Here is a 21,384-nt window from a genome sequence, read left to right as displayed (position 1 = left end):
AAACCAAGAGACTAGGGGAAAATTCGGGCATCTGTGGCGACAATGTGGCCAAAGTTGGGATCGCCTGTGTTGGAACCTTGTTTCGCCTATTGCTCGATTCGCTGCCCCATGATTGCTATGGATTGCTGATAGACCGAGGCGGCATTCCACTGCTGGATAACCGCAAAATTGGGCTGCCCTTTCTGATAGCCCCGGCCGGGTTTCCACCCTTTCTTGCGAAGAAAATTCGCGGTCGAAGCCAGGGCGTCGGTCATGTTGTAAAAGTCCACCCGACCGTCACCCGTCGCATCGACACCATAGGTCAGGGCATTCCCCGGCAGGAACTGCGTGTGGCCCAGCTCGCCATGTTTTGCCCCTTTTGTCGCCATCGTGACGCTGCCCTGATCCACCAGTTTCAATGCCCCGATTGCGTGCGGAATGAAGAATTCGGAACGGCGACAATCATAGGCCAGTGTCGTTATTGCGGAAACAACCTGGCTGTCGCCCATGAAGTTTCCAAACCCTGTTTCCATGCCGTGAATGGCGATCAGAACACCGGCAGGTACGCCGTATTGCCGTTCAAGCGCGGCGTAAAACTGCGGGTTGCGGGCCTTTCGCTTGCGTCCCTGCGCGACAATCGTGTCGGCGCCGCGCACCTGCATGAACTTGTCCAGCGAGTATTTGAAACTTTTCTGGTTACGATCTGCTGAAATTGTTCGCGTGGCGTATTGCGTCTGGGCCAGTGCCTGCAGCCCTTTCTTTTTTACACCCGCGCGCCGCGCCTGTTTGGCGAAATCGGCCTTCCATACCTCAAACCCGCTGCCGGTGTTGCCGCAAGGCGCGGAGATTGCCAGGGACGGCAGGGACAAGGCACAGAATATCGCCGTTGCAAGTCGAAGCATGAAACCTATCCAATAACTTGAAACTCTGGGGCAGCGTACGCGCCATGCGGGAAATGGCAAACGAATTCCCGGGACGGGTCAGTAAAGGTCCAGTTCTCCGGCCTCTTTGAGGCTTTCAAACCACTGTTCCGGCGTGGCGTCGATTCTGGCGTGTTTGACCATCATCGCGTTCATATTGGGTAGATGAGATGAATCCGGCCATTCTTCGGGTTGCCAAAGGTGAGAGCGGACGATGCACTTTGGGCAATGCGCAAAAATCGTCTGGATATGGATCAGTAGTGCCAGCTTTGGTGCCTTGCCGTGCATGGTCATACCGCTCAGCAAACCCGGATCGGCACAAAGCCGGGCCGTGCCGCGCAATCGCAATGTTTCCATTTTCCCAGGGACCAGAAAGATCACACTCACGCGTGGGTCCTGCAAGATGTTATGAAACGTATCCACCCGCTTGTTGCCGGGGCGATCCGGGATAGCGATCAGAGTGTCAGACAGGATTTCGACAAACCCCGCGGGATCGCCGCGGGGCGAGATATCAAGGTGACCGTCGGGATTGGCCGACGCGATCAGGCAAAACGGCGATGTGCCGATGAAATCGCGGCACATCTGGTCCAATGCCGGTATTTCCTTGGCAACAATCTGCGGCAGGGGCGCACCGGTAATCTGTTCCAGTTCGTCCGCAGACGTAATGAAATGCGAATACCGTAGAAAGGGCGCGTCACTGGCGGGCATGAGGTTTCTCCGCTGGGATCTGTGGCCCGAGTGTGAAAGATCGCTCGCAATCCGTCAAATCCGGTACGGTGACAAGAAAAGGGGCGCCCGATGGACGCCCCCTTTTGCGAGAATTTTCGTCGAAAATTCCTGATCAGCAGCTGTAGTACATGCCGTATTCAACCGGATGCGGCGTGTGCTCGTAGGTTTCGACCTCTTCCATCTTCAGCGCGATGTAGCCGTCGATCTGGTCTTTGGTAAACACGTCGCCCTGCAGCAGGAAGTCATGATCAGATGCCAGAGATTCCAGAGCTTCGCGCAGCGAGCCACAAACGGTCGGGATGTCGGCCAGCTCTTCGGCAGGCAGATCGTACAGGTTCTTGTCCATGGCTTCGCCTGGATCGATCTTGTTCTTGATGCCGTCCAGACCGGCCATCAGCAGCGCGGCAAACGCCAGGTAGGGGTTTGCAGCCGGATCGGGGAAGCGGGCCTCGACGCGCTTGGCTTTCGGGCTTTCGGTCCATGGAATACGGATGCAGCCCGAACGGTTGCGTGCCGAATAGGCGCGCAGAACAGGTGCCTCAAAGCCCGGGATCAGACGCTTGTAGCTGTTGGTCGACGGGTTGGTGAAAGCATTCAGGGTCTTGGCGTGTTTCAGAATACCGCCGATGTACCACAGGGCTTCGTCTGACAGGTCGGCGTATTTGTCGCCTGCAAACAGCGGCTTGCCTTCTTTCCAGATCGACATGTTTACGTGCATGCCGGTGCCGTTGTCGCCATAGATGGGCTTGGGCATGAAAGTTGCCGATTTGCCATAGGCGTGCGCCACGTTGTGAATGACGTATTTGTACTTCTGCAACTCGTCCGCCTGTTTGGTCAGGCTGTTGAAGATCAGACCCAGTTCGTGCTGGCACGAGGCAACTTCGTGATGGTGCTTGTCGACCTTCATGCCCAGACGCTTCATAGTCGACAGCATTTCCGAACGCAGGTCCTGCGCCTCGTCGATCGGGTTCACCGGGAAGTAACCGCCCTTGACGCCCGGACGGTGGCCCATGTTGCCCATTTCGTATTCGGTATCAGTGTTCCAGGCCGCGTCGGTTGCATCAACTTCGAACGATACCTTGTTCATTGTATTTGAATAACGGACATCATCGAACAGGAAGAATTCGGCTTCGGGGCCCATATAGGCCACGTCACCAACACCGCTGGCTTTCAGATAGGCTTCGGCCTTCTGCGCGGTGCCGCGCGGGTCGCGGCCATAAGCTTCGCCGGTGTCAGGTTCAACGATCGAGCAGTGCAGGCACAGCGTTTTTTCGGCGTAGAACGGATCGATGTAGGCCGATTCAGTGTCGGCGATCAGTTTCATGTCCGAGTTTTCGATCGACTTCCAGCCAGCAATCGAGGAGCCGTCGAACATAAAGCCTTCTTCCAGGAAGTCTTCATCGACTAGATCCACATCGACGGTCACGTGCTGCAACTTGCCCCGCACGTCGGTGAAGCGGATGTCGACGTAGGCGACGTCTTCTTCGCGGAGAGTTTTGAGAACTGCTTCTGCGCTCATTCCCTTGGTCCTTCTGATTAATATGTCAGGATATTCGGTTGATTTACAGGGCTTCCGAGCCGGTCTCGCCGGTACGGATGCGGATGGCTTGTTCGACGGGCGAGACAAAGATCTTGCCGTCGCCGATCTTGTCGGTTTTGGCGGCATCCACGATGGCTTCGATGGCCGCGTCGACTTGATCGTCGTCCAGCACCACCTCGACTTTTACCTTCGGCAGAAAGTCGACCACATACTCCGCGCCGCGGTAGAGTTCGGTATGGCCCTTCTGACGACCGAACCCTTTAACTTCGATGACACTGAGGCCCTGGACGCCAACGTCCTGTAGCGCCTCTTTCACTTCGTCCAGTTTGAACGGTTTGATGATCGCTTCGATCTTCTTCATCCCGGCCTCCTAATCTGCTTGTCAGGTTGGCAGTGATCACGTCTAAGATCGCTGGGCAATCTGATTGCGAAACGGACCGGTTGCTTGTGCGTAGAATTTCAGCGAGCGGTGAAATTTTCATCGAGTTGCACAAAATGTAATCGAAATTGAATCGCGCGGGAGATGAGATGACGGATTTGCTGACGGCGGCGCAGATGCGGGCGATTGAACTGGCTGCGATTGAATCGGGCAAGGTTACCGGTCTGGAACTCATGGAACGCGCCGGGCAGGGCGTTGTTGTGGCGATTTTTGAGGAATGGCCCGAGCTGGCAAAAACGTCCGGTCGCGCATTGGTGCTGTGCGGGCCGGGAAACAATGGTGGTGACGGGTTTGTTGTTGCCCGGTTGTTGAAAGAGTGGGGCTGGGAGGTTGAGGTGTTTCTGTACGGCGACGCCGCAAAACTCCCGCCTGACGCACGAAGAAACTTTGAGCGGTGCCAAGGCAAGTCCGACGTCAGTGTCCGAAAGATCGATACGCTTGCAGATGACAATCTCAATTTCCCTTCAGACCTAGACCTGGTAATTGACGGATTGTTCGGAACCGGGCTGACGCGACCGTTTCAGGGCGGCTTCTCCTTGCTGGCAAATGAGCGGGTAAGGGACCTGTCTTCAGAACGCGGCCTGCGGGTGGTTGCAATCGATATTCCCAGCGGCTTGTGCGCCGACAGTGGGCGCGTGCTGGGAAACGTGATCCAAGCGGATCTTACCGTAACTTTTCACGACATGAAGGTTGGTCACATGATCGGCGAAGGCCCCGCCAATTGCGGTGTGGTTCGGACAAAGTCGATCGGCCTTGAACGAGAAAATAACAATCGAGTTGTTAAGCTGGTTTTGGAAGAGAGTTTTCGGGTCTCGAAGGAACCGAAAGATCACAAATATTCTTATGGCCATGCCCTGATCCTTTCCGGCGGGCCGGGCAAAACCGGTGCCGCGCGGTTGGCCGCGCGGGGCGCGTTGCGGATTGGGGCAGGGCTGGTGACAATTGGTGTGCCCCCGGCCGCGCAGTTGGAAGTTGCCGCGCAGGTCACCGCTGTCATGTTGCAACTGGCTGAAGGGGCTGACGAGCTTTCCCGGGTGCTGAAGGACGGGCGACTGAATGCGTTATGCCTTGGTCCGGGAATGGGGCTGGATCGTGCCCGTGACTTGGTGCCGGCGGCACTGTCGGCAGGGCGCTCAACCGTGCTGGATGCCGATGCGTTGACGGCGTTTGCAGAGGACCCCAAGGCATTGTTCGATCATCTGCATGAGAACTGCGTGCTGACACCACACGGGGGCGAGTTTGCCCGGCTGTTTCCGGATATTGCACAGAAGCTGGAAGAAGTTCCCGACAAAGGCCCGGCATACTCCAAGGTTGACGCAACCCGTGATGCTGCCGAGCGGGCAGGATGCGTGGTTCTGTTCAAGGGGCCGGATACTGTGATCGCGGCGCCGGACGGGCGGTGTTCCATAAGCTCGGCGTTTTATGACCGATCGGCGCCATGGCTGGCCACGGCAGGGGCCGGAGATGTTCTTGCAGGCTTCATCACCGGATTGATGGCGCGAGGGCTTGGGCCGATGCAGGCCGCCGAAGCTGCTGCGTGGTTGCATGTGGAATGTTCGCGGCAATTTGGCCCCGGACTGATTGCCGAGGACCTGCCCGAGCAGTTGCCAAATGTTTTGAAATAGTTGAATGTTTGATTGTCTGCGCGGCGGGTCGCCGAAAAGCTGGCTGATCGGCGTAATTTTGCCAGCGGCGTTGACGAAAATGCACAGCAAGTGTTTGCCAGTTGCATGGCTGATTGGCAGAATTTTCTTGCAGACTACCTTTGACTGCTGAAAGTCAGATTTAAGCGGTTGAAATTATTGAGTATAAATCTCTGCCTTGGGCTCTCGATGTGGCGAATATGCAATGCTTCTACTGTCTGAAATGCCGGCTATTGGAACCTCAGATTTTCGTGGACAAATGGGCGGGACGTGAAACCAGAACCCCATCATGGTGACAGATATGACTAAGATTCTCCGAAACTCATCAATAGCCGCGATTTTGGCGGCAACAGGCGCGATACCAGCTGCTGCTGAGTTAAAATATGAAAATAACAGCGGCGGATATGTGCATCTATACGGACAGTTCCACCCAGCTCTTGTTTCGGTGGACGACGGCCAGGATACCGAGACACGTGTTCTGGACAACGACCTGTCCAACAGCCGGGTCGGTCTGCGTTTGATGCAGCCCTATGGCAGCAACGAGTTCATGTTCTGGTTGGAAACCGGCCTGGGCTTGCCCAGCACAGGGACGGCCAACCAGTTCGGCACCAACAACAACGGATGGTCGCGCGAAGACATTCGCCACGTCGATTTCTCGCTGAAGGGGGGGTACGGAAAGTTCTCGGCTGGTCAGGGCAGCATGGCATCGGATGGGGCCGCAGAAGTTGATCTGTCTTATGTCGGGACCGCTTTGTATTCGTTCACCAACGATGAAAACGGAGCGTTCTTCTATCGTGATCCCACAGGCACACTGAGCACGATTACAGTGGGCGACTCGTCAAGCAACTTTGACGGGGCACGTCGCGGGCGCATCCGCTATGACACGCCGGATTTCAACGGGTTCTCGGCGGCAATTGCCTATGGTCAGAACATCCTGTCCAGCAGCGATGACGACGACTACTATGACATCGCGGTTTCCTACGGCAATACGTTCTCCAACGGCGTCGAGTTTGCCGCCAGCATCGCCTACGCCGTGCGCGACTTTGACAACTCATCTGGTGAGCGAAAAGACACGATCGGGTCAGCCTCGGTTCTGCTGCCCAGCGGGTTCAGCTTTACCGCGGCCCTTGGTTCGCGCGATGACACCTCATCCGGTGCAAGCGATCCGGACTATTGGTACACCAAGCTGGCTTATGAAGGGGACTGGGTTTCCTGGGGCAAAACCGGCGTTGGTATCGACTATTTCGACGGGTCGGATTTTGAGAACAGCGGTTCAAGCACCAAGTCCTGGGGTATTGCCATCGTTCAACGGTTCGACAGCATCAACACCGACGCATATCTGAAGTACCGCAACCACGATTTCGACGACACGATCAGTTTCGACAAAAACGAAGCGTGGGTTCTGGGCGCGCGCTGGCGGTTCTGATCCTGCTTCTGAGGCATGCAAGCGCTCCGGTTCGTTCCGGGGCGCTTTTTTGTTCAATTCAGCGGCAAAACAAAGCTGATCCGGGCTTTGCCCCCTTGCACGCGGGCGGCTGGGCAAATAGAAGGCGTCAAATTTGCCCGGCGCGCCGTTTTGCGCGCCCCGAATCCTATGGGGACTACCATAATGCAGGTTACCGAGACGCTTAACGAAGGTCTGAAACGCGGCTACAATATCGTCGTATCCGCAGCCGAGCTGGACGAAAAGGTTAACGAGAAGCTGACCGAAGCGCAGCCGGAAATCGAAATGAAAGGTTTCCGCAAAGGCAAGGTACCGATGGCGCTGCTGAAAAAGCAGTTCGGCCAGCGCCTGTTGGGCGAAGCGATGCAGGAGAGCATCGACGGTGCGATGAACAAGCACTTTGAGGACAGCGGCGACCGTCCTGCGCTGCAGCCCGAGGTCAAAATGACCAATGAGGACTGGAAAGAAGGCGACGACGTCGAGGTCGCAATGTCCTATGAGGCGCTGCCTGCGATCCCCGAAGTAGACCTGAAGTCGGTCGAACTGGATAAGCTGATTGTCAAAGCAGACGACGCGGCTGTCGAAGAAGCGCTGAGCAACCTGGCCGAAACCGCGCAGGACTTCAAAGCGCGCCGCAAGGGTTCCAAAGCGAAAGATGGTGATCAGGTTGTGATCGACTTTGTCGGCAAGGTTGACGGCGAAGAGTTCGAAGGCGGTTCCGCCGAAGACTATCCGCTGGTTCTGGGTTCCAACAGCTTCATCCCCGGCTTCGAAGAGCAGCTGGTTGGTGTGAAGGCCGAGGAAGAAAAAGACGTCAACGTGACTTTCCCTGCGGAATACGGTGCCGAGCATCTGGCCGGTAAAGACGCTGTCTTCACCTGCACCGTGAAAGAGGTGAAAGAGCCGGTCGCTGCCGAAATCAATGACGAGCTGGCCACCAAATTCGGTGCCGAAGACCTGGCCGCTCTGAAGGGCCAGATCGCTGAGCGTCTGGAAGCCGAATACGCCGGTGCCTCGCGCGCTGTCATGAAGCGTGCTCTGCTTGATGTGCTGGACGAGAAAGTCTCGTTCGACCTGCCGCCGTCGCTGGTTGAGGCTGAAGCCAAGCAGATCGCACACCAGCTGTGGCACGAAGAGAACCCGGAGGTGGAAGGCCACGACCACGGTGAGATTGAGCCCACTGACGAGCACAACAAACTGGCGGAACGCCGCGTGCGCCTGGGCCTGCTGCTGGCCGAACTGGGTCAGAAGGCCGAGGTTGAAGTCACCGACGCAGAAATGACGCAAGCTATCATGAACCAGGCCCGTCAGTACCCGGGGCAGGAACGTCAGTTCTTTGAGTTCGTGCAGCAGAACGCTCAGATGCAGCAGCAGCTGCGCGCGCCGATCTTCGAAGACAAGGTCATCGACTATATCGTTGAACTGGCGCAGGTTGCCGACAAGGAAGTCAGCAAAGACGATCTGCAAAAAGCCGTTGAGGCACTGGAAGAGGAGTAATCCTCTTCCAATCCCCCGGGCAACATGGGGCACAAAAAAGCGGAGCCGTCTGAAATTAGACGGCTCCGCATGGGTGGCTTTGTACTTATGAGGTGAGGGGGTCAGGCCTCATGAGCAAAAGCACGGGGGGTTCGTAGCAGAGCGGTCTTTTGCTCTGGCGTAAATCGGTCCGAAAGCTCTTCGATCAGTTTCAGAACATCTTCGACTTCGGCCTTGCTCGTGGCCGCGTTCATCTGTTCGACAAAGTACCGTTCCAGTTGCGAAAGCGGCTGATGATCGAAGTTAGCGACCGGCTGCTGTGGCGTTGCTTCGGTTTTGCCGTGGGCATAAAGATCCAGAGCCGCTTCTTCGGTCAAGAAGACATCATGCTCAATCCCTGCATAGTTGCGAATTCCTGCAATCCGTTCATCCGAGCAATCCATGAGTGCGGCCATGGCGACGACCTTGCCCATGGGCTTGGCTGTGCCGACATAGTCATAGGGCGCGTTGCCTGAACGTTGCAGGACCCGGTTCATCACTGGATCGATCACTGCGATCGAGTCCAGAACTCCGGCTGTCTGTGCGTATTCGAACGAGCCGATCATGACTTCGCTGGTGACGTAGGATACAGAGTTCTTTCCGCGTCCCCGCCCGAGTTTTTTGGTGTCGACGCAGAAGCGCGTCGCTTCCCAGACCTGGGCACTGCGTATGGGTGCCTCGCCATCCAGGATAGAGCTAAAGACGTCGGCCAGCATGTGTGGCCCGGTCGTCTGCAACAGTCGCATGCACCCAACGACGTCCCCTTCGTCGTTGATGCTGACAACATGTGCAGGATGCAGGTCGTCAAAGTGATCGCGCTCGCGCCCATCCTTGATGTTGACATCCCAGCCAAGGCGATCCCCGAAAACCCGTGCCCGCAGCTTGAACATGTCGTCCAATACATCTTTGAATTTGTGCTGGTTCATACCATCAATTACGATGATCATTTCCATCCCCCTACAGTCTGGTTACCGTGTCTTAGAATTTAACCAAGATTCGGTTTAAGGCTATTGGGGGTTTCCCGTAATTTTGTCTTTTTTTTGATTAACCTGGGGCAATTAGGCCCATTCCGATGGCCCGTCCGATGGCCTGCGGAGTGGTGAGCGCGCCGAGTTTCTCGCGGCCCGACCGCATGTGCACTTCTACCGTGCGGTGTGAAATGGACAGAATATCGCCAATGTCCTGCTGAGATTTGCCCTCGGCGACCCATTGCAGGATCTCTTTTTCCCGGGTCGAAAGGGTCGGCAGGTACAACGCTTTCGCCAAAAGACCGGATTGCATAACGGTGTCATGCGCGTGAACCGCGGCCATCTGAAGATCGCCCATCACATGCTTCTTCAGCTTTTCCCATTCCGCGTCCGAGCAATCCCTTGTGACGCTGAGCATTCCGCATTCGCCGTAAGGCCCCCGGATCGGAACAGTCAGCCCGCGCGATGTAATCCCGAAATCATTGGCATCCCGGAATACAGCATGGAATTTCTCGTCATGGTTAAACCGCCCCCAGTCAACGGGCGCGATGCTCAGTACTGACTGATAAATCGTGGGGTCAAAGTGGTGATAGCCGTGGCTGCCATAGTGAATCTTCCACTCGTCAGGGTAGTTAGCATAACCCTGCACATCACCTTTGATGGGGTTCATGGTTGCATAGGAAGCGTAGTCAAAGCCGAGCTCATCGCAGACGGCATTGATGATGTCTGAGGCCGACTTTTCCTCATGGTCGATTGCGGCCAAGTCTATCAGTTTCACCGGTCCAACCCTTACAGTGACACTCCTAGCCCCAAAGAAATGCCGTCTTCGTCCTTCACGGTGTATACGTTGCGTCAACCTTGGGGTGTTGTGCAAGCCATTTGTGCAAGCCGCGTATGCTTATTGCGTACTTAAAGCAACAGAACGGGGAAAAACATACCTTTTCGGCACTTAATATCCCGGAAAACCTCCGGTTGACGCGAAGTTCGGGGTGTTTTGAGGGGGTTTATTCCGATCGCAGGCCCGTTTCGACTAGCATTTTTCGCGCTTTCGCTTCGGGATAGAAGCCCTTGGCGTACAGAAAAATCGCCCGTTGCTGATCCCCGTCGGACAACAACCATGCCCCCCTTAGGTACTTTCCGGCGAATTCCAGATTGGTGTCTGCATCCAGCAAGCCTTGCGCTTTCCCGTCATACCCCATCGAGCGTGCCGTTGCGGGAAGGATTTGCAGCAATCCGTAATACGGGCGGTTGACTGCCCAGGGCCGATGTGTGCTTTCCCGGATCGCCAGCTTGTGCACCAGTTCGCGCGGCAGTTCGTAGTGATCGGCCCACTTGTTGATCGATTCGCGCAGTTCGGCTGTCTCGTTCGGATAAAGCGGTGGATCAAATGCTTCGTCTGAGGGCCGGTTGGAGCCGCTACAGGCGGCTATGGGCGTTGCAATCAGAATAGCCAGCACACTGCGGCGAAGGAACAAAGTCATAAGATAGCTCCGACAATGGAGGGGCCGATGATATGAAACGAAATTCTGACTGCAAGGTTGGGTTTTTTGGAGCAGCAAAAACTTGCTGAAATAAAAAAGAGGCCGCGCATGGCACGCAGCCCCTTTCTCGTCATTTCCTGTCAGATCAGGCTTTGGCTTCGTCTTCTTCAGCCGAAGCTTCCGGTGCCAGTTCTTCGTCTTCCGAAGCGGCAGAACCGATGTCGTCGAACAGTTCGGCAATCTCGAATTCAGCGGCAGCTTCTTCTTCAGCAGCCAGTTCCTGGATCGATTTGCCGGAGGCTTGCAGTTCGGCTTCTTCTTCCGAACGTGCAACGTTCATCTTGATCTCGACTTCGACCTCGGGGTGCAGTTTGACTGCGAGCGAGTGCAGGCCCAGTTCCTTGATCGGAGCAATCAGAACGACCTGTTTCTTATCGACAGTGAAGCCTGCTTCGGTTGCGGCCTCTGCGGCGTCACGCGGAGTGACCGAGCCGTAGAGAGCGCCGGCATCCGATGCCGAGCGAATCACGATGAACTGCTGACCGTCCAGCTTTTCAGCCAGTGCTTCAGCTTCTTTCTTGGTTTCCAGGTTGCGTGCCTCAAGCTGCGCTTTCTGGGCTTCGAACGACGCGATGTTGGCGCTCGACGCGCTCAGCGCCTTGCCCTGGGGCAGCAGGAAGTTGCGGGCGTAGCCGGGTTTGACGTCAACGACGTCGCCCATCTGACCCAGTTTCGCAACGCGTTCCAGAAGGATAACTTGCATGTCAGTCTCTCCTTACTTCACGGCGTAGGGCAGCAGGGCGAGGAAGCGCGCGCGCTTGATAGCACGGGCCAGTTCACGCTGCTTTTTCGCCGAAACGGCGGTGATGCGCGAAGGAACGATCTTGCCACGCTCAGAGATGTAGCGCTGCAGCAGACGAGTGTCCTTGTAGTCGATCTTGGGCGCGTTGTCGCCCGAGAACGGGCAGACCTTGCGGCGGCGGAAAAATGGTTTTGCGGCCATGGTTTATGTCCTTTCGTCAGGCTTTGATCAACGGCGCTCGCGGCGGTCGCCACGCTCGTCACGCTTTTGCATCTGAACCGACGGGCCGTCTTCGTGGCCGTCGACCTTGATGGTCAGAACGCGCATGACGTCTTCGTGCAGACGCATCAGGCGTTCCATTTCCTGAACGGCGCCCGAAGGAGCGTCTGTCTTCAGGAAGGCATAGTGGCCTTTGCGGTTCTTGTTGATCTTGTAGGCCATCGTCTTGACGCCCCAGTACTCGCTATCAACCAGCTTGCCGCCGTTGTCAGCCAGAACGGAGCCGAAATGTTCGACGAGGCTTTCCGCCTGCGCGTTGGACAGGTCCTGACGCGCGATCATTACATGCTCATACAGTGGCATGTGCACTCCTGTTTATATCAAGGCGCATTTCAAAGGCGGGGCTTTCTGGTCCTTCGCGACCCTGCCACGAGAGGCTGCGCGATTCATAACTCTTGCGAAGGATGGCCCCGTATACACGTTTGAGCGCGAGGGGCAAGCCCCGCCACATATGCCTTTGTGAAGTCGCCCTAATTCCTTTGGCGTGCCCAATTCCTGACGCTTTTCGGCTCAAAGTTGTTTTGTATGCCGGGGACTAGCCGGAACGAGCAAATTCAGTACGGCAACCTGAGACGGGGTAAAGAAAATGACCGCTACGAACACAAACGCAATTCACAAGACGGCCACTGGTTCGCGATTTGAACATTCTGTGCCTGTCATGGTGGCCTTCGCACCGAACTGGAAAGCGAGAATGATCTTGGCGCGGGCCCTGGGCTTGATTTTGATCGTAGCCGCGTTTTCCATGTGGCTTATGTCCGGATCCGTTGCAGGACCCGAAGTGTGGCCCATCAAACTGGCGGCTTCGATGATGTTCCTGCTGGTCGGGGTTAGCTTGCTGACGATCGAGATTATGGATGCCCGGCCGGACGCATATTTTGACCCGATCCGCCGCGAAGTGCGCGTGCTGCAGAAAAACGAAAATGGCCGCCCGCAAACGGTTCTGCGTCGCAGCTACGAAACCCTGGGGGGTGCACGTTTTGCGGATGATCAGGTCGAGTTGTTCGACATGGATGGCAGCCTTCTGATGAAGCTGCCGCTGCAATCAGCGGATGTAAGCCGGGCGCTCAAGGGGCAACTCAGCGGAAACGTTACGATCTTCGCCTAAATCCCGTTCTGTTCAAAAAAGAACAGAATTTGTGAGAGAATAGAGGTTGAGTGCCGCCCTTGGGCGGCACATTTACGTTAGTGAGCAACCATTCTGGGTTGCACCACCAATTCTGCGGAGTTTGTTATGAAACCTATCCTCCTGGCCGCCGCACTGGCCGTATCAGCAACATCGGCTTTTGCTGCTGCCGAGAAATATGTTCTGGACTCAAGCCACAGCCAGGTCGTCTTTACTTACAATCACCTCGGATTTTCGACCACAACCGGGATGTTCTCGGGTTTTGAAGGCGAGATCATGTTCAATCAGGAAGACCCCGCTGCGTCGAGCGTGTCTGTCTCGATGCCGGTGGTCGAGATGATCACGGGCTGGAAGCCGCGCGAGGATCATTTTATGTCCGAGGATTTCTTTGCTGCGGCCGAGGGTGACTTGGCCACCTTTACCTCGACCGGTATTGAAGTGACAGGCGAGAACACTGCCAAGATCACCGGTGATCTGACCCTGAACGATATCACCAAGCCCGTGGTGCTGGACGCAACGCTCAATCAGGTTGGCGAGCATCCGATGGCTGGAAAACAGTGGGCCGGATTCGACGCGACCACAACCCTGCTGCGCAGCGACTTCGACCTGGGTCAATTCGCACCGTTCGTCAGTGACGAGGTGGAAATTTCGATCTCGATCGAAGCGCAAAAGGCTGAATAAGTCAGATTTGGCTATTGAATGGAAAACCGCCGGTGCTGAAACACCGGCGGTTTTTTTGTCGGTCAATGTTACTTGGCCTGCGACGCGGTCAACTCTACTGCAACGGTAACGGCAAAAGCCAGCGAATCCTCGGCAGGCATGTTTTTGCCAATGTCGAAACTCAGCCGGTCCAGCGTAATTTCTCCGGTCATTGTTGCGACATCATCCTGAATACTCAGAGCGAAGGGCAAAGCGATGTCCAGCGTCTTGTCTCGGATTGTCAGGGGGCCACGCGCCTCGTATCCGGATTCGGTTTTGAACAGGTCGGCATCGAAGCTGGCGGTCGGGAACTGGCCGCTGTCGAAGAAATCCGCGCCCATGGCCTGATCCGTTACGGTTCCGAGGCTCAGCGAGCCGATGGCAATGGTCACGTCCACCGACCCTGCGAGGCCGGGTTCTGCCGGCTCGTCGAAAGTGATCGCGGCGGTCCAGTCAGAGAAACTGCCGGTTACAGGGCTGCCAAGTTGCTTGATCGTGATCGACAGGTTTCCTTCCTGCACCTGCCAGTCCGACTGAACCTCTGCAAGTTCGGCGGTGTCAGTGGAAGCGGCAGAGTGTTTGTTGAAAACACCGGTGGTCCAGCCACCCGCCAGCACACCGCACCAGATGACCAGCGCGGCGGCGGCGGGGACAAGTGAGTGTTTCTGTGCGGGCGGCTTGGGCGCATCCGTTGCGCCCGGCAACATCCGACGCAGCGTGCTGTCTTTATCCACGACATGGTGTTTCAGCGCTCCTGTGATGTGCAGCACCAGCGAACCCGCCAAGACGAGGATGAACAGCCAATGCAGGCTGGCGGTCAGTTCAGCCAGAGCGGGCGACTTGGGAATGAATGGCAGGTTCTGGCCAAAGGGCCACAGGATAGGCGCGAACCCTTCGGCGGCTGCGTGGTGCAGCCAGCCGGTCAGGGGAACCAGCACAAGCGAGCCATACAATAGCCAATGCACTGTTTCGGCGGCGAATGCTTCGGGCTTGTTTTCTGCGTTCAGCAAACCGGGTTTGGTTTGTGTCATCGCCCAGAGGATACGGGCCAAGGCCACGAAAAAGACGGTGATGCCCACAGTTTTGTGCAGCGAAAACAGCCGTGCGGCCTGTGCGATGTCGTCCTCGGTTGTCGGAATTGACGGGTCATAGATCGCCTGGGCCAGGTTGTTGGCAAAAAAGCCCAGTGGCAATGCCGTGAAAATCAGCAATGCCGTCAACCAGTGAAAGGTCTTGGCAATACTTCCGTAGGTAGAGAAGGTATTTTTCGAGTGCATTGATCGGATGCTCCGAAGGTGAAGGTCTGGACACAACCTATATCCGTGTGAACAGGACACAATATGACCGTGCGCACAGCGATGGTGCCGGAATGCAGAGCGCAGGCAATGCTTGTGCCGGGCCAATTGTCGGTTTACACCCCGCCGCAACCTAACGTCATCCATGAGGTTGCAATGACACTCGCGTTCGTTTTCCCGGGGCAGGGCGCCCAGACCATCGGTATGGGCAAAGCACTGGCCGAAGCCTATCCCGCCGCGCAGGCGGTATTTGACGAAGTGGACGAGGCACTGGGGGAAAAGCTGAGCAGCCTGATCTGGGATGGCGAGATCGAAACACTGACGCTGACACAGAACGCGCAACCGGCGCTGATGGCGACCTCGATGGCGGCGATGCGCGCGCTTGAGGCCGAAGGGGTTGCGATTACCAATGCGTCCTATGTCGCGGGGCATTCGCTGGGTGAATATTCGGCGCTTGCTGCTGCAGGGGCTTTGTCGGTCGCCGATACTGCCCGCCTGCTGCGCACACGCGGTCAGGCTATGCAGAGCGCCGTGCCGGTAGGTGAAGGCGCGATGGCCGCCGTGCTGGGGCTGGATCTGGAGGCCGTTCGCGCGGTTGCGGAAGAAGCCGTGCAGGGCGAGGTCTGCCAGGCGGCGAACGACAATGATCCCACACAGGTTGTGGTGTCGGGCTCAAAGGCGGCTGTGGAACGTGCCGCAGTTATTGCAAAGGAAAAAGGTGCCAAGCGGGCGGTCATGCTGCCGGTCAGCGCGCCATTCCATTGTGCTTTGATGCAGCCTGCCGCCGATGTGATGGCCGAGGCCCTGGCTGCCGTTGAAATCAAAGCGCCTGCTGTTCCGTTGGTGGCGAATGTGCGTGCCGAGGCGGTGACGGACCCGGATCTGATCCGGCAGTTGCTGGTCGAACAGGTGACGGGTTCGGTCCGGTGGCGTGAAAGCGTGCAGTACATGGCGGCGCAGGGTGTGACCGAGACATGGGAAATTGGCGCGGGAAAGGCGCTGTCGGGCATGATCCGAAAGATCGACCGGGCTATTGCCGGCAAAGCTGTCGGTACACCCGAAGACGTGCAGAATGCGGTGCAGGCCGAATCGTAATCTCCATACGCGTCGACACAGACGAACCAAGAGGGAAACCGAATGTTTGATTTGACAGGTAAGAATGCGCTGATCACCGGGGCTTCGGGCGGTATCGGGGGCGAAATTGCGCGTACCCTGCATGCGGCGGGCGCGTCGGTAGGGCTTTCCGGTACACGGGTCGAGCCATTGCAGGCGCTTGCGGACGAACTGGGCGAACGGGCCCACGTTTTGCCCTGCAACCTGAGCGACGCCGAAGCGGTTGCAGCGCTGCCGAAGCAGGCGGCCGAAGCGATGGGATCCGTTGATATTCTGGTGAACAATGCGGGCATCACGCGCGACAACATCTTTATGCGCATGTCGGATGAAGAATGGCAGAGCGTGATTGACGTGAACCTGACCGCGACCGCCAAACTGTGCAAAGGCGTTCTGCGCGGCATGATGAAGGCCCGCTGGGGTCGTATCATCAATATCTCGTCGGTGGTGGGCGCAACCGGTAATCCGGGGCAGGCGAACTATGCGGCGTCCAAAGCCGGAATGGTGGGCGTGACCAAATCGCTGGCCTACGAAGTGGCAAGCCGCGGAATCACCGCGAACGCCGTGGCTCCGGGCTTTATAACCACCGCGATGACCGACAAACTGACGGACGACCAGAAGAGCGGAATTCTGGGGCAGGTTCCGGCGGGCCGTATGGGTGACCCTTCGGAGATTGCCGCCGCAGTTCTGTATCTGGCTAGCCCTGAAGCGGGATATGTTACCGGAACCACCTTGCATGTGAATGGCGGTATGGCCATGTTGTAAGCGCGGCGCAGGGCAGGCGCGAAACCGTTTGCCTTGTGCGTTGTCTGTGCTATAGGCGGCGCAGATATGTGGGGGCCGGTCATTCAGGTTGGCCTTCGCCATGCCCGGTCAGCCGGGTCTCAAACCGCCCGGAACGGGCAAACCAAAGCCAGCCTGAGCGGGCAAGGGCAGAACCGGGCAATGCGCCCTGAAACGGAATGAGGAAAAGACATGAGCGACGTCGCAGATCGCGTTAAAAAGATCGTTGTTGAGCACCTGGGTGTCGAAGAAGACAAAGTCGCGGAAAACGCGTCCTTCATCGACGATCTGGGCGCGGACAGCCTGGACACTGTTGAACTGGTTATGGCCTTCGAAGAAGAGTTCGGCATCGAAATTCCCGATGACGCAGCCGAAACCATCCAGACCTTTGGCGACGCCGTCAAATTCATCAGCGAAGCGTCCTAAGCGTTTCGTGTCGAGATAGAGCGGCGCTTCCGGGCAACGGAGGCGCCGTTTTTTTGTGCCCGGACCGATTTCCCGCTTGCACGGCGTCTTATTGCTTCGCACTGTTTCCACTGAGGCAAAATTCCAGGCGGGCAGGGCATGATAAGATCCACCCCGATGATAAACACGGCGCGACTGACGCTTTGTGCGATGCGACCAGAAGATTTCAACCGCTTTGCGGAAATCTGGCGAAATCCGTGTGTTGTGCGCCATATTGGCGGCAAACCGAAATCGCGGGGCGAGGCGTGGGATGCGTTCCTGCGCAATGCCGGACACTGGCAGATGGCCGGATTCGGACAATGGGCGGTGATCCAGCAATCGAATCGGCAGATGATCGGTCAGGCAGGATTTTTCTATGGTGATCGGGGTCTGGGCGAGGATTTTGGCCGTTTCCCCGAGGCAGGCTGGGTCCTGGCCCCCGAAGCGCAGGGAAAAGGACTGGGATACGAGGCCGCACAGGCGGCTCACGACTGGTTCGACAGGGTCATTCCCGGGCAGTTGGTCGCCATGGTGGATGCCACAAATGAAGCGTCGCAAAGTCTGGCGCAGAAGCTGGGCTACGTTCTGATGCGTGAATGCGAATATATGGATACGCCTGTCCATCTGTTACGGCGAAATGGTCCGCCAGCACGCGCCTGAAACACAGTAATTGTAGCAATGCCGCAAATAGAGCGTGGTTTGCCGAAACTGTTTGAAACAACCGTTTCGGCGCTGTCTATGCTATGCTGGATTTTACAGCGATTGGGCGAAGGAGCATGCTCATGAGGATTTATCCCACGATGGAATTGCAGAACGGACGGTGTGTCTCGCTGGACAAAGGCCGTCTCGATGAAGCCATGGTCTGGCATGTCGATCCGGTTGCAACCGCACGCAGCTGGTCCGCGGCCGGGGCCGAATGGATGCAGCTTACGGACTTCGACGCAATCGAAGGGCGCAATACCAACGCCGAACTGATTGAAGAAATAATTCGAAGCGCGGAAATGCCGGTGCAGCTTGCCGGTGGTATGCGAAGCCGCGAGCACGTCGAGCACTGGATCGACAAAGGTGCCGGCCGGGTTGTGATCGGAACCCTGGCCGCGCGTGATCCCCACGTGGTCAAGGAACTTGCCAAACTGCACCCCGACCAGATCGTTCTGGCCGTGGATGTCTGGCAAGGTCAGGTTATGACCGAGGGCTGGCGCAGCCAAAGTGCCTTTACGCCAGAAGCCTTCATCGATGCTTTTGCCGACACGCCTTTTGCTGCCATTCTGGTCACTGATATCGACAGCGACATGGATGACGTCGAAGCGCAGTTGGGATTGATTTCGGGTCTGGCCAAGCACTCGCGGACCCCGGTCATTGCCAGCGGTGTCGTTCGTACGGCAGACGATATTTCGCGGCTGGCCTACATCTCTAACATCTCGGGCGCGATTGTGGGCCGTGCGCTGTTCCGCAAGACACTGAGCTTGTCCGAAGCGCTTAAGGTTGCGGCCGCTGCCCATGAACCTGTAGCGCAGTTCCAATAGGACCGGCCGGGTAATTCTGTTCCGCCCTTTTCCGTTTCAGGGAAGGGGCGGTTTTTTGTGCAGAGAGGTGGTTCATTCCTGCTGAACCACAATATATGACCGGAATTGGCGAAATGACGCTAACAAGGAATGCGCCCTTGCTCTTGCCCCCGGACCCCGGGGCGGGGTATGGACGGTTCTCATACAGGAAGCAGGCAAGAGGCATTTCATGCGCAGAGTCGTTGTAACCGGTCTGGGATTGGTCACTCCTTTGGCCAGTGGGGTCGAGGAAACCTGGTCGCGGCTGCTGGATGGGGAATCCGGCGCGGGCCCGATTACCTATTTCGATGCTGAGGCAAGTGGTGTCACCACGACATATGCCTGCGAAGTGCCGCGTGGAGACGGCACGAACGGGACTTTCAACCCTGACGACTGGCTGCCGCCGAAAGAGCAGCGCAAGATCGAAGATTTCATTCTGTATTCGATTGCTGCTGCAGACATGGCCTGTCAGGATTCCGGCTGGTTGCCTGAAGATGAGGAAAGCCGCCTGCGGACTGGTGTTTTGATCGGCTCGGGCATCGGCGGGCTGGGGTCCATCGCGGAAACTGCCAATCTGATCCGCGACAAGGGCCCACGGCGTGTTTCGCCATTCTTTATTCCTGGCGCGCTGATCAACCTGGCGTCGGGTCAGGTGTCGATCCGTCATGGCTTCAAGGGGCCGAACCATTCGGTCGTGACCGCCTGTTCCACCGGGGCGCATGCGATCGGCGACGCCAGCCGCATCATCCGCGCCGGGGACGCTGACGTGATGGTGGCCGGTGGCGGCGAAGGTTGCATCTGTGAGATCGGTATTGCCGGTTTCAACGCGTGTAAGGCACTGTCGACCAAATACGCGGATGATCCTAAAAAGGCGAGCCGCCCATATGACATCGATCGTGACGGGTTCGTCATGGGTGAAGGTGCGGGTATCGTGGTTCTTGAAGAATACGAACACGCAAAGGCGCGCGGTGCAAAGATTTACGCCGAGGTTCTGGGTTATGGCATGTCGGGTGACGCTTATCACATCACGGCGCCATCCGAGGACGGTGATGGCGCCGAGCGTTCGATGAAAGCCGCGCTGCGCAGTGCCGGTCTGGAACCGAAGGATCTGGACTATATCAACGCGCATGGCACTTCGACCATGGCGGATACGATCGAGTTGGGTGCGGTGGAACGTTTGCTGGGCGATCATGCAAGCAAGGCAACCATGACTTCGACCAAGTCGGCCACGGGCCACCTTTTGGGTGCGGCAGGCGCGATTGAGGCGATTTTCTCGATCCTGGCAATCCGGGATCAGGTTGCCCCACCGACAATCAACCTGGACAATCCGGCGGTTGAAACACCCATCGATCTGGCACCGAACGCCAAGCGTGAGCGTGAGATCAACGTGGCACTTTCCAATTCGTTCGGCTTTGGCGGCACAAACGCAAGCGTGATCTTTGGAAAGGTCAGTTAAATGTGGCGGGCCCTAGCGTCCAACGCGCTGACCTTGCTGGTGGTCGGCCTGTTTCTGATGGGCGGTCTGATCATTTGGGGGCAATCGCAATACAAGGCTGAAGGTCCGCTGCAATCCGCGATCTGCCTGCGGGTGGAAAGCGGTTCGAACATGACACGTGTTAGTCGCGATCTGGAGGATCAGGGTGCGATCAGCAATGCCATGATCTTTCGCATGGGCGCCGACTATTCGGATCAGGCGCAGAAATTGAAGGCGGGCAGCTTTCTGGTGCGCGAAGGCGCCTCGATGCAGCAGATCATCGACGAGATCACCAGCAGTGGTGTAAGCACCTGTGGTTCCGAGATTGAGTACCGTATCGGTGTAACCCGCACGCAGACCCGGGTACGCGAATTGGACCCTGCGACTTTGGATTTTGTCGAGGTTGCCTCATTTGGATCAGATGAGGAAACTCCGCCGGAATACGCAGAAAAACGTGGCGAGGCTGACACGCGCTATCGGGTGTCAGTGGCCGAGGGCGTGACCGCGTGGCAGGTTGTCGACGCGCTGAAGTCATTTGACGCGCTGAGTGGTGACGTAACCCAAATTCCGGCCGAGGGTGAGTTGGCGCCTGACAGCTATGATATCAAGCCGGGCGACGACAGGAATGCTGTCTTGCAGAAAATGCAGGATAAGCAGCAGCTTCGGATCAACGCAGTCTGGGAAGGTCGTCAGGACGGGTTGCCACTGGAAAGCCCGGAAGAAATGCTGATCCTCGCGTCCATCATCGAAAAGGAAACCGGCGTGCCGGAAGAGCGCGGACAAGTAGCCAGCGTATTCGTGAACCGCTTGAAGCAGGGCATGAAGCTGCAGACAGACCCGACCGTGATCTACGGGATCACCAAGGGTCAGGGTGTCCTTGGACGCGGATTGCGGAGAAGTGAGCTACGGCGCGCAACCCCTTGGAATACTTACCTGATCGATGGGCTTCCGCCGACACCGATTGCCAATCCGGGACTGGCAAGTCTGGAGGCCGCAGTTGCGCCCGAAGAAACCGACTATGTCTTCTTTGTTGCTGACGGAACCGGCGGTCATGCTTTTGCGGAAACCTTGCAGGAGCATAACCGCAATGTTGCCAAATGGCGTGAGATCGAAGCCGAGCGCAACTCGAGCAACTAATCCGCAAGAGACATGAATAAGTGGCCGGGGGCGCAT

23 protein-coding genes are annotated in these 21,384 nt (G+C 57.1%); 12 read left to right on the top strand and 11 right to left on the bottom strand.

Annotated features, from left to right (window positions below; translation table 11 throughout):
• Positions 1 to 86 precede the first annotated feature (86 nt).
• The 4 genes from ACR0J8_RS00260 to ACR0J8_RS00245 form a co-directional block, all read right to left on the bottom strand.
• Positions 87 to 881, bottom strand: a complete 795-nt coding sequence (locus ACR0J8_RS00260) for a lytic murein transglycosylase (protein WP_480888660.1) — start codon at positions 879 to 881, stop codon at positions 87 to 89.
• Between the two features lie 78 nt (positions 882 to 959).
• Positions 960 to 1,607 carry an MSMEG_1061 family FMN-dependent PPOX-type flavoprotein gene (locus tag ACR0J8_RS00255; protein ID WP_480522529.1) on the bottom strand — a complete coding sequence of 216 codons (648 nt, stop codon included), beginning with the start codon at positions 1,605 to 1,607 and terminating at the stop codon, positions 960 to 962.
• A 133-nt stretch (positions 1,608 to 1,740) separates the two neighbouring features.
• A complete protein-coding gene (gene glnA / locus ACR0J8_RS00250; protein ID WP_170610233.1) occupies positions 1,741 to 3,147 on the bottom strand; it encodes a type I glutamate--ammonia ligase in 1,407 nt (468 codons plus the stop codon).
• A gap of 43 nt (positions 3,148 to 3,190) precedes the next feature.
• A complete protein-coding gene (locus ACR0J8_RS00245) occupies positions 3,191 to 3,529 on the bottom strand; it encodes a P-II family nitrogen regulator (RefSeq protein ID WP_480522527.1) in 339 nt (112 codons plus the stop codon).
• A gap of 167 nt (positions 3,530 to 3,696) precedes the next feature.
• Between ACR0J8_RS00245 and ACR0J8_RS00240 the strand changes: the two genes are divergently transcribed.
• The 3 genes from ACR0J8_RS00240 to tig all read left to right on the top strand — a co-directional run bounded on the left by ACR0J8_RS00240 (position 3,697) and on the right by tig (position 8,191).
• A complete protein-coding gene (locus ACR0J8_RS00240) occupies positions 3,697 to 5,232 on the top strand; it encodes an NAD(P)H-hydrate dehydratase (protein ID WP_480888659.1) in 1,536 nt (511 codons plus the stop codon).
• A gap of 319 nt (positions 5,233 to 5,551) precedes the next feature.
• Positions 5,552 to 6,676 carry a porin gene (locus tag ACR0J8_RS00235; protein ID WP_170676416.1) on the top strand — a complete coding sequence of 375 codons (1,125 nt, stop codon included), beginning with the start codon at positions 5,552 to 5,554 and terminating at the stop codon, positions 6,674 to 6,676.
• Between the two features lie 183 nt (positions 6,677 to 6,859).
• The gene (gene tig / locus ACR0J8_RS00230; protein WP_480522525.1) at positions 6,860 to 8,191 is read left to right on the top strand and encodes a trigger factor; all 1,332 of its coding nucleotides are present in this window, start codon (positions 6,860 to 6,862) and stop codon (positions 8,189 to 8,191) included.
• A 101-nt stretch (positions 8,192 to 8,292) separates the two neighbouring features.
• On the opposite strand, the gene ACR0J8_RS00225 is transcribed toward tig, so the two are convergent.
• The 6 genes from ACR0J8_RS00225 to rpsF all read right to left on the bottom strand — a co-directional run bounded on the left by ACR0J8_RS00225 (position 8,293) and on the right by rpsF (position 12,042).
• The gene (locus ACR0J8_RS00225) at positions 8,293 to 9,156 is read right to left on the bottom strand and encodes an acyl-homoserine-lactone synthase (RefSeq protein WP_480522523.1); all 864 of its coding nucleotides are present in this window, start codon (positions 9,154 to 9,156) and stop codon (positions 8,293 to 8,295) included.
• 97 nt (positions 9,157 to 9,253) lie between these two features.
• Positions 9,254 to 9,955 carry a helix-turn-helix transcriptional regulator gene (locus tag ACR0J8_RS00220; protein WP_170610242.1) on the bottom strand — a complete coding sequence of 234 codons (702 nt, stop codon included), beginning with the start codon at positions 9,953 to 9,955 and terminating at the stop codon, positions 9,254 to 9,256.
• Between the two features lie 226 nt (positions 9,956 to 10,181).
• Positions 10,182 to 10,658: a lytic transglycosylase domain-containing protein gene (locus tag ACR0J8_RS00215; protein WP_170610244.1), complete on the bottom strand. Its 477-nt coding sequence runs from the start codon at positions 10,656 to 10,658 to the stop codon at positions 10,182 to 10,184.
• Positions 10,659 to 10,803: 145 nt separating this feature from the next.
• The gene (rplI, locus tag ACR0J8_RS00210) at positions 10,804 to 11,421 is read right to left on the bottom strand and encodes a 50S ribosomal protein L9 (protein ID WP_480522522.1); all 618 of its coding nucleotides are present in this window, start codon (positions 11,419 to 11,421) and stop codon (positions 10,804 to 10,806) included.
• Positions 11,422 to 11,433: 12 nt separating this feature from the next.
• Positions 11,434 to 11,661: a 30S ribosomal protein S18 gene (gene rpsR, locus ACR0J8_RS00205; RefSeq protein WP_005982441.1), complete on the bottom strand. Its 228-nt coding sequence runs from the start codon at positions 11,659 to 11,661 to the stop codon at positions 11,434 to 11,436.
• 27 nt (positions 11,662 to 11,688) lie between these two features.
• Entirely contained in the window at positions 11,689 to 12,042 is a 354-nt protein-coding gene (rpsF, locus tag ACR0J8_RS00200; RefSeq protein ID WP_480888658.1) for a 30S ribosomal protein S6, read from the bottom strand.
• 283 nt (positions 12,043 to 12,325) lie between these two features.
• Here rpsF and ACR0J8_RS00195 point away from each other — a divergent pair, with 283 nt between their 5' ends.
• Both ACR0J8_RS00195 and ACR0J8_RS00190 read left to right on the top strand, forming a co-directional pair.
• Complete coding sequence (locus ACR0J8_RS00195; RefSeq protein ID WP_480522521.1) at positions 12,326 to 12,844, top strand: hypothetical protein; 519 nt, start codon at positions 12,326 to 12,328, stop codon at positions 12,842 to 12,844.
• Positions 12,845 to 12,970: 126 nt separating this feature from the next.
• The gene (locus ACR0J8_RS00190; RefSeq protein WP_480522520.1) at positions 12,971 to 13,543 is read left to right on the top strand and encodes a YceI family protein; all 573 of its coding nucleotides are present in this window, start codon (positions 12,971 to 12,973) and stop codon (positions 13,541 to 13,543) included.
• A gap of 68 nt (positions 13,544 to 13,611) precedes the next feature.
• Here the strand turns inward: ACR0J8_RS00190 and ACR0J8_RS00185 are convergent, their stop codons facing one another.
• Positions 13,612 to 14,838, bottom strand: coding sequence for a cytochrome b/b6 domain-containing protein (locus tag ACR0J8_RS00185; RefSeq protein WP_480522519.1), 1,227 nt, complete (start codon positions 14,836 to 14,838; stop codon positions 13,612 to 13,614).
• Between the two features lie 174 nt (positions 14,839 to 15,012).
• Here ACR0J8_RS00185 and fabD point away from each other — a divergent pair, with 174 nt between their 5' ends.
• The 7 genes from fabD to mltG all read left to right on the top strand — a co-directional run bounded on the left by fabD (position 15,013) and on the right by mltG (position 21,348).
• Positions 15,013 to 15,951 (top strand): ACP S-malonyltransferase, encoded by a 939-nt coding sequence (gene fabD / locus ACR0J8_RS00180; protein WP_480522642.1) that lies wholly within the window; start codon positions 15,013 to 15,015, stop codon positions 15,949 to 15,951.
• Between the two features lie 42 nt (positions 15,952 to 15,993).
• The gene (fabG, locus tag ACR0J8_RS00175) at positions 15,994 to 16,731 is read left to right on the top strand and encodes a 3-oxoacyl-[acyl-carrier-protein] reductase (protein ID WP_170610255.1); all 738 of its coding nucleotides are present in this window, start codon (positions 15,994 to 15,996) and stop codon (positions 16,729 to 16,731) included.
• A 210-nt stretch (positions 16,732 to 16,941) separates the two neighbouring features.
• A complete protein-coding gene (locus ACR0J8_RS00170; protein ID WP_008756330.1) occupies positions 16,942 to 17,175 on the top strand; it encodes an acyl carrier protein in 234 nt (77 codons plus the stop codon).
• A gap of 138 nt (positions 17,176 to 17,313) precedes the next feature.
• Positions 17,314 to 17,853, top strand: a complete 540-nt coding sequence (locus tag ACR0J8_RS00165) for a GNAT family N-acetyltransferase (RefSeq protein WP_480888657.1) — start codon at positions 17,314 to 17,316, stop codon at positions 17,851 to 17,853.
• Between the two features lie 122 nt (positions 17,854 to 17,975).
• Positions 17,976 to 18,719, top strand: coding sequence for a 1-(5-phosphoribosyl)-5-[(5-phosphoribosylamino)methylideneamino] imidazole-4-carboxamide isomerase (locus tag ACR0J8_RS00160; protein WP_170610259.1), 744 nt, complete (start codon positions 17,976 to 17,978; stop codon positions 18,717 to 18,719).
• Positions 18,720 to 18,927: 208 nt separating this feature from the next.
• Positions 18,928 to 20,193 (top strand): beta-ketoacyl-ACP synthase II, encoded by a 1,266-nt coding sequence (gene fabF, locus ACR0J8_RS00155; RefSeq protein ID WP_480522517.1) that lies wholly within the window; start codon positions 18,928 to 18,930, stop codon positions 20,191 to 20,193.
• Complete coding sequence (mltG, locus tag ACR0J8_RS00150) at positions 20,194 to 21,348, top strand: endolytic transglycosylase MltG (protein WP_480522516.1); 1,155 nt, start codon at positions 20,194 to 20,196, stop codon at positions 21,346 to 21,348.
• Positions 21,349 to 21,384: the final 36 nt, after the last annotated feature.

The organism is Ruegeria sp. N11, assembly GCF_056531525.1.
Note: the sequence above shows the minus strand (reverse complement) of the source record. Positions and strands in the feature narration are given on the sequence as shown.

Coding starts and splice junctions, on each gene's coding strand:
- ACR0J8_RS00165 (WP_480888657.1), top strand. CDS start 17,314: ATGATAAGATCCACCCCGATGATAAACACGGCGCGACTGACGCTTTGT.
- ACR0J8_RS00185 (WP_480522519.1), bottom strand. CDS start 14,838: ATGCACTCGAAAAATACCTTCTCTACCTACGGAAGTATTGCCAAGACC.
- ACR0J8_RS00195 (WP_480522521.1), top strand. CDS start 12,326: ATGACCGCTACGAACACAAACGCAATTCACAAGACGGCCACTGGTTCG.
- ACR0J8_RS00160 (WP_170610259.1), top strand. CDS start 17,976: ATGAGGATTTATCCCACGATGGAATTGCAGAACGGACGGTGTGTCTCG.
- fabF (WP_480522517.1), top strand. CDS start 18,928: ATGCGCAGAGTCGTTGTAACCGGTCTGGGATTGGTCACTCCTTTGGCC.
- ACR0J8_RS00215 (WP_170610244.1), bottom strand. CDS start 10,658: ATGACTTTGTTCCTTCGCCGCAGTGTGCTGGCTATTCTGATTGCAACG.
- ACR0J8_RS00255 (WP_480522529.1), bottom strand. CDS start 1,607: ATGCCCGCCAGTGACGCGCCCTTTCTACGGTATTCGCATTTCATTACG.
- rpsF (WP_480888658.1), bottom strand. CDS start 12,042: ATGCCACTGTATGAGCATGTAATGATCGCGCGTCAGGACCTGTCCAAC.
- rplI (WP_480522522.1), bottom strand. CDS start 11,421: ATGCAAGTTATCCTTCTGGAACGCGTTGCGAAACTGGGTCAGATGGGC.
- glnA (WP_170610233.1), bottom strand. CDS start 3,147: ATGAGCGCAGAAGCAGTTCTCAAAACTCTCCGCGAAGAAGACGTCGCC.
- mltG (WP_480522516.1), top strand. CDS start 20,194: ATGTGGCGGGCCCTAGCGTCCAACGCGCTGACCTTGCTGGTGGTCGGC.
- tig (WP_480522525.1), top strand. CDS start 6,860: ATGCAGGTTACCGAGACGCTTAACGAAGGTCTGAAACGCGGCTACAAT.
- ACR0J8_RS00170 (WP_008756330.1), top strand. CDS start 16,942: ATGAGCGACGTCGCAGATCGCGTTAAAAAGATCGTTGTTGAGCACCTG.
- ACR0J8_RS00235 (WP_170676416.1), top strand. CDS start 5,552: ATGACTAAGATTCTCCGAAACTCATCAATAGCCGCGATTTTGGCGGCA.
- fabG (WP_170610255.1), top strand. CDS start 15,994: ATGTTTGATTTGACAGGTAAGAATGCGCTGATCACCGGGGCTTCGGGC.
- ACR0J8_RS00240 (WP_480888659.1), top strand. CDS start 3,697: ATGACGGATTTGCTGACGGCGGCGCAGATGCGGGCGATTGAACTGGCT.
- ACR0J8_RS00225 (WP_480522523.1), bottom strand. CDS start 9,156: ATGATCATCGTAATTGATGGTATGAACCAGCACAAATTCAAAGATGTA.
- ACR0J8_RS00260 (WP_480888660.1), bottom strand. CDS start 881: ATGCTTCGACTTGCAACGGCGATATTCTGTGCCTTGTCCCTGCCGTCC.
- ACR0J8_RS00190 (WP_480522520.1), top strand. CDS start 12,971: ATGAAACCTATCCTCCTGGCCGCCGCACTGGCCGTATCAGCAACATCG.
- rpsR (WP_005982441.1), bottom strand. CDS start 11,661: ATGGCCGCAAAACCATTTTTCCGCCGCCGCAAGGTCTGCCCGTTCTCG.
- fabD (WP_480522642.1), top strand. CDS start 15,013: ATGACACTCGCGTTCGTTTTCCCGGGGCAGGGCGCCCAGACCATCGGT.
- ACR0J8_RS00245 (WP_480522527.1), bottom strand. CDS start 3,529: ATGAAGAAGATCGAAGCGATCATCAAACCGTTCAAACTGGACGAAGTG.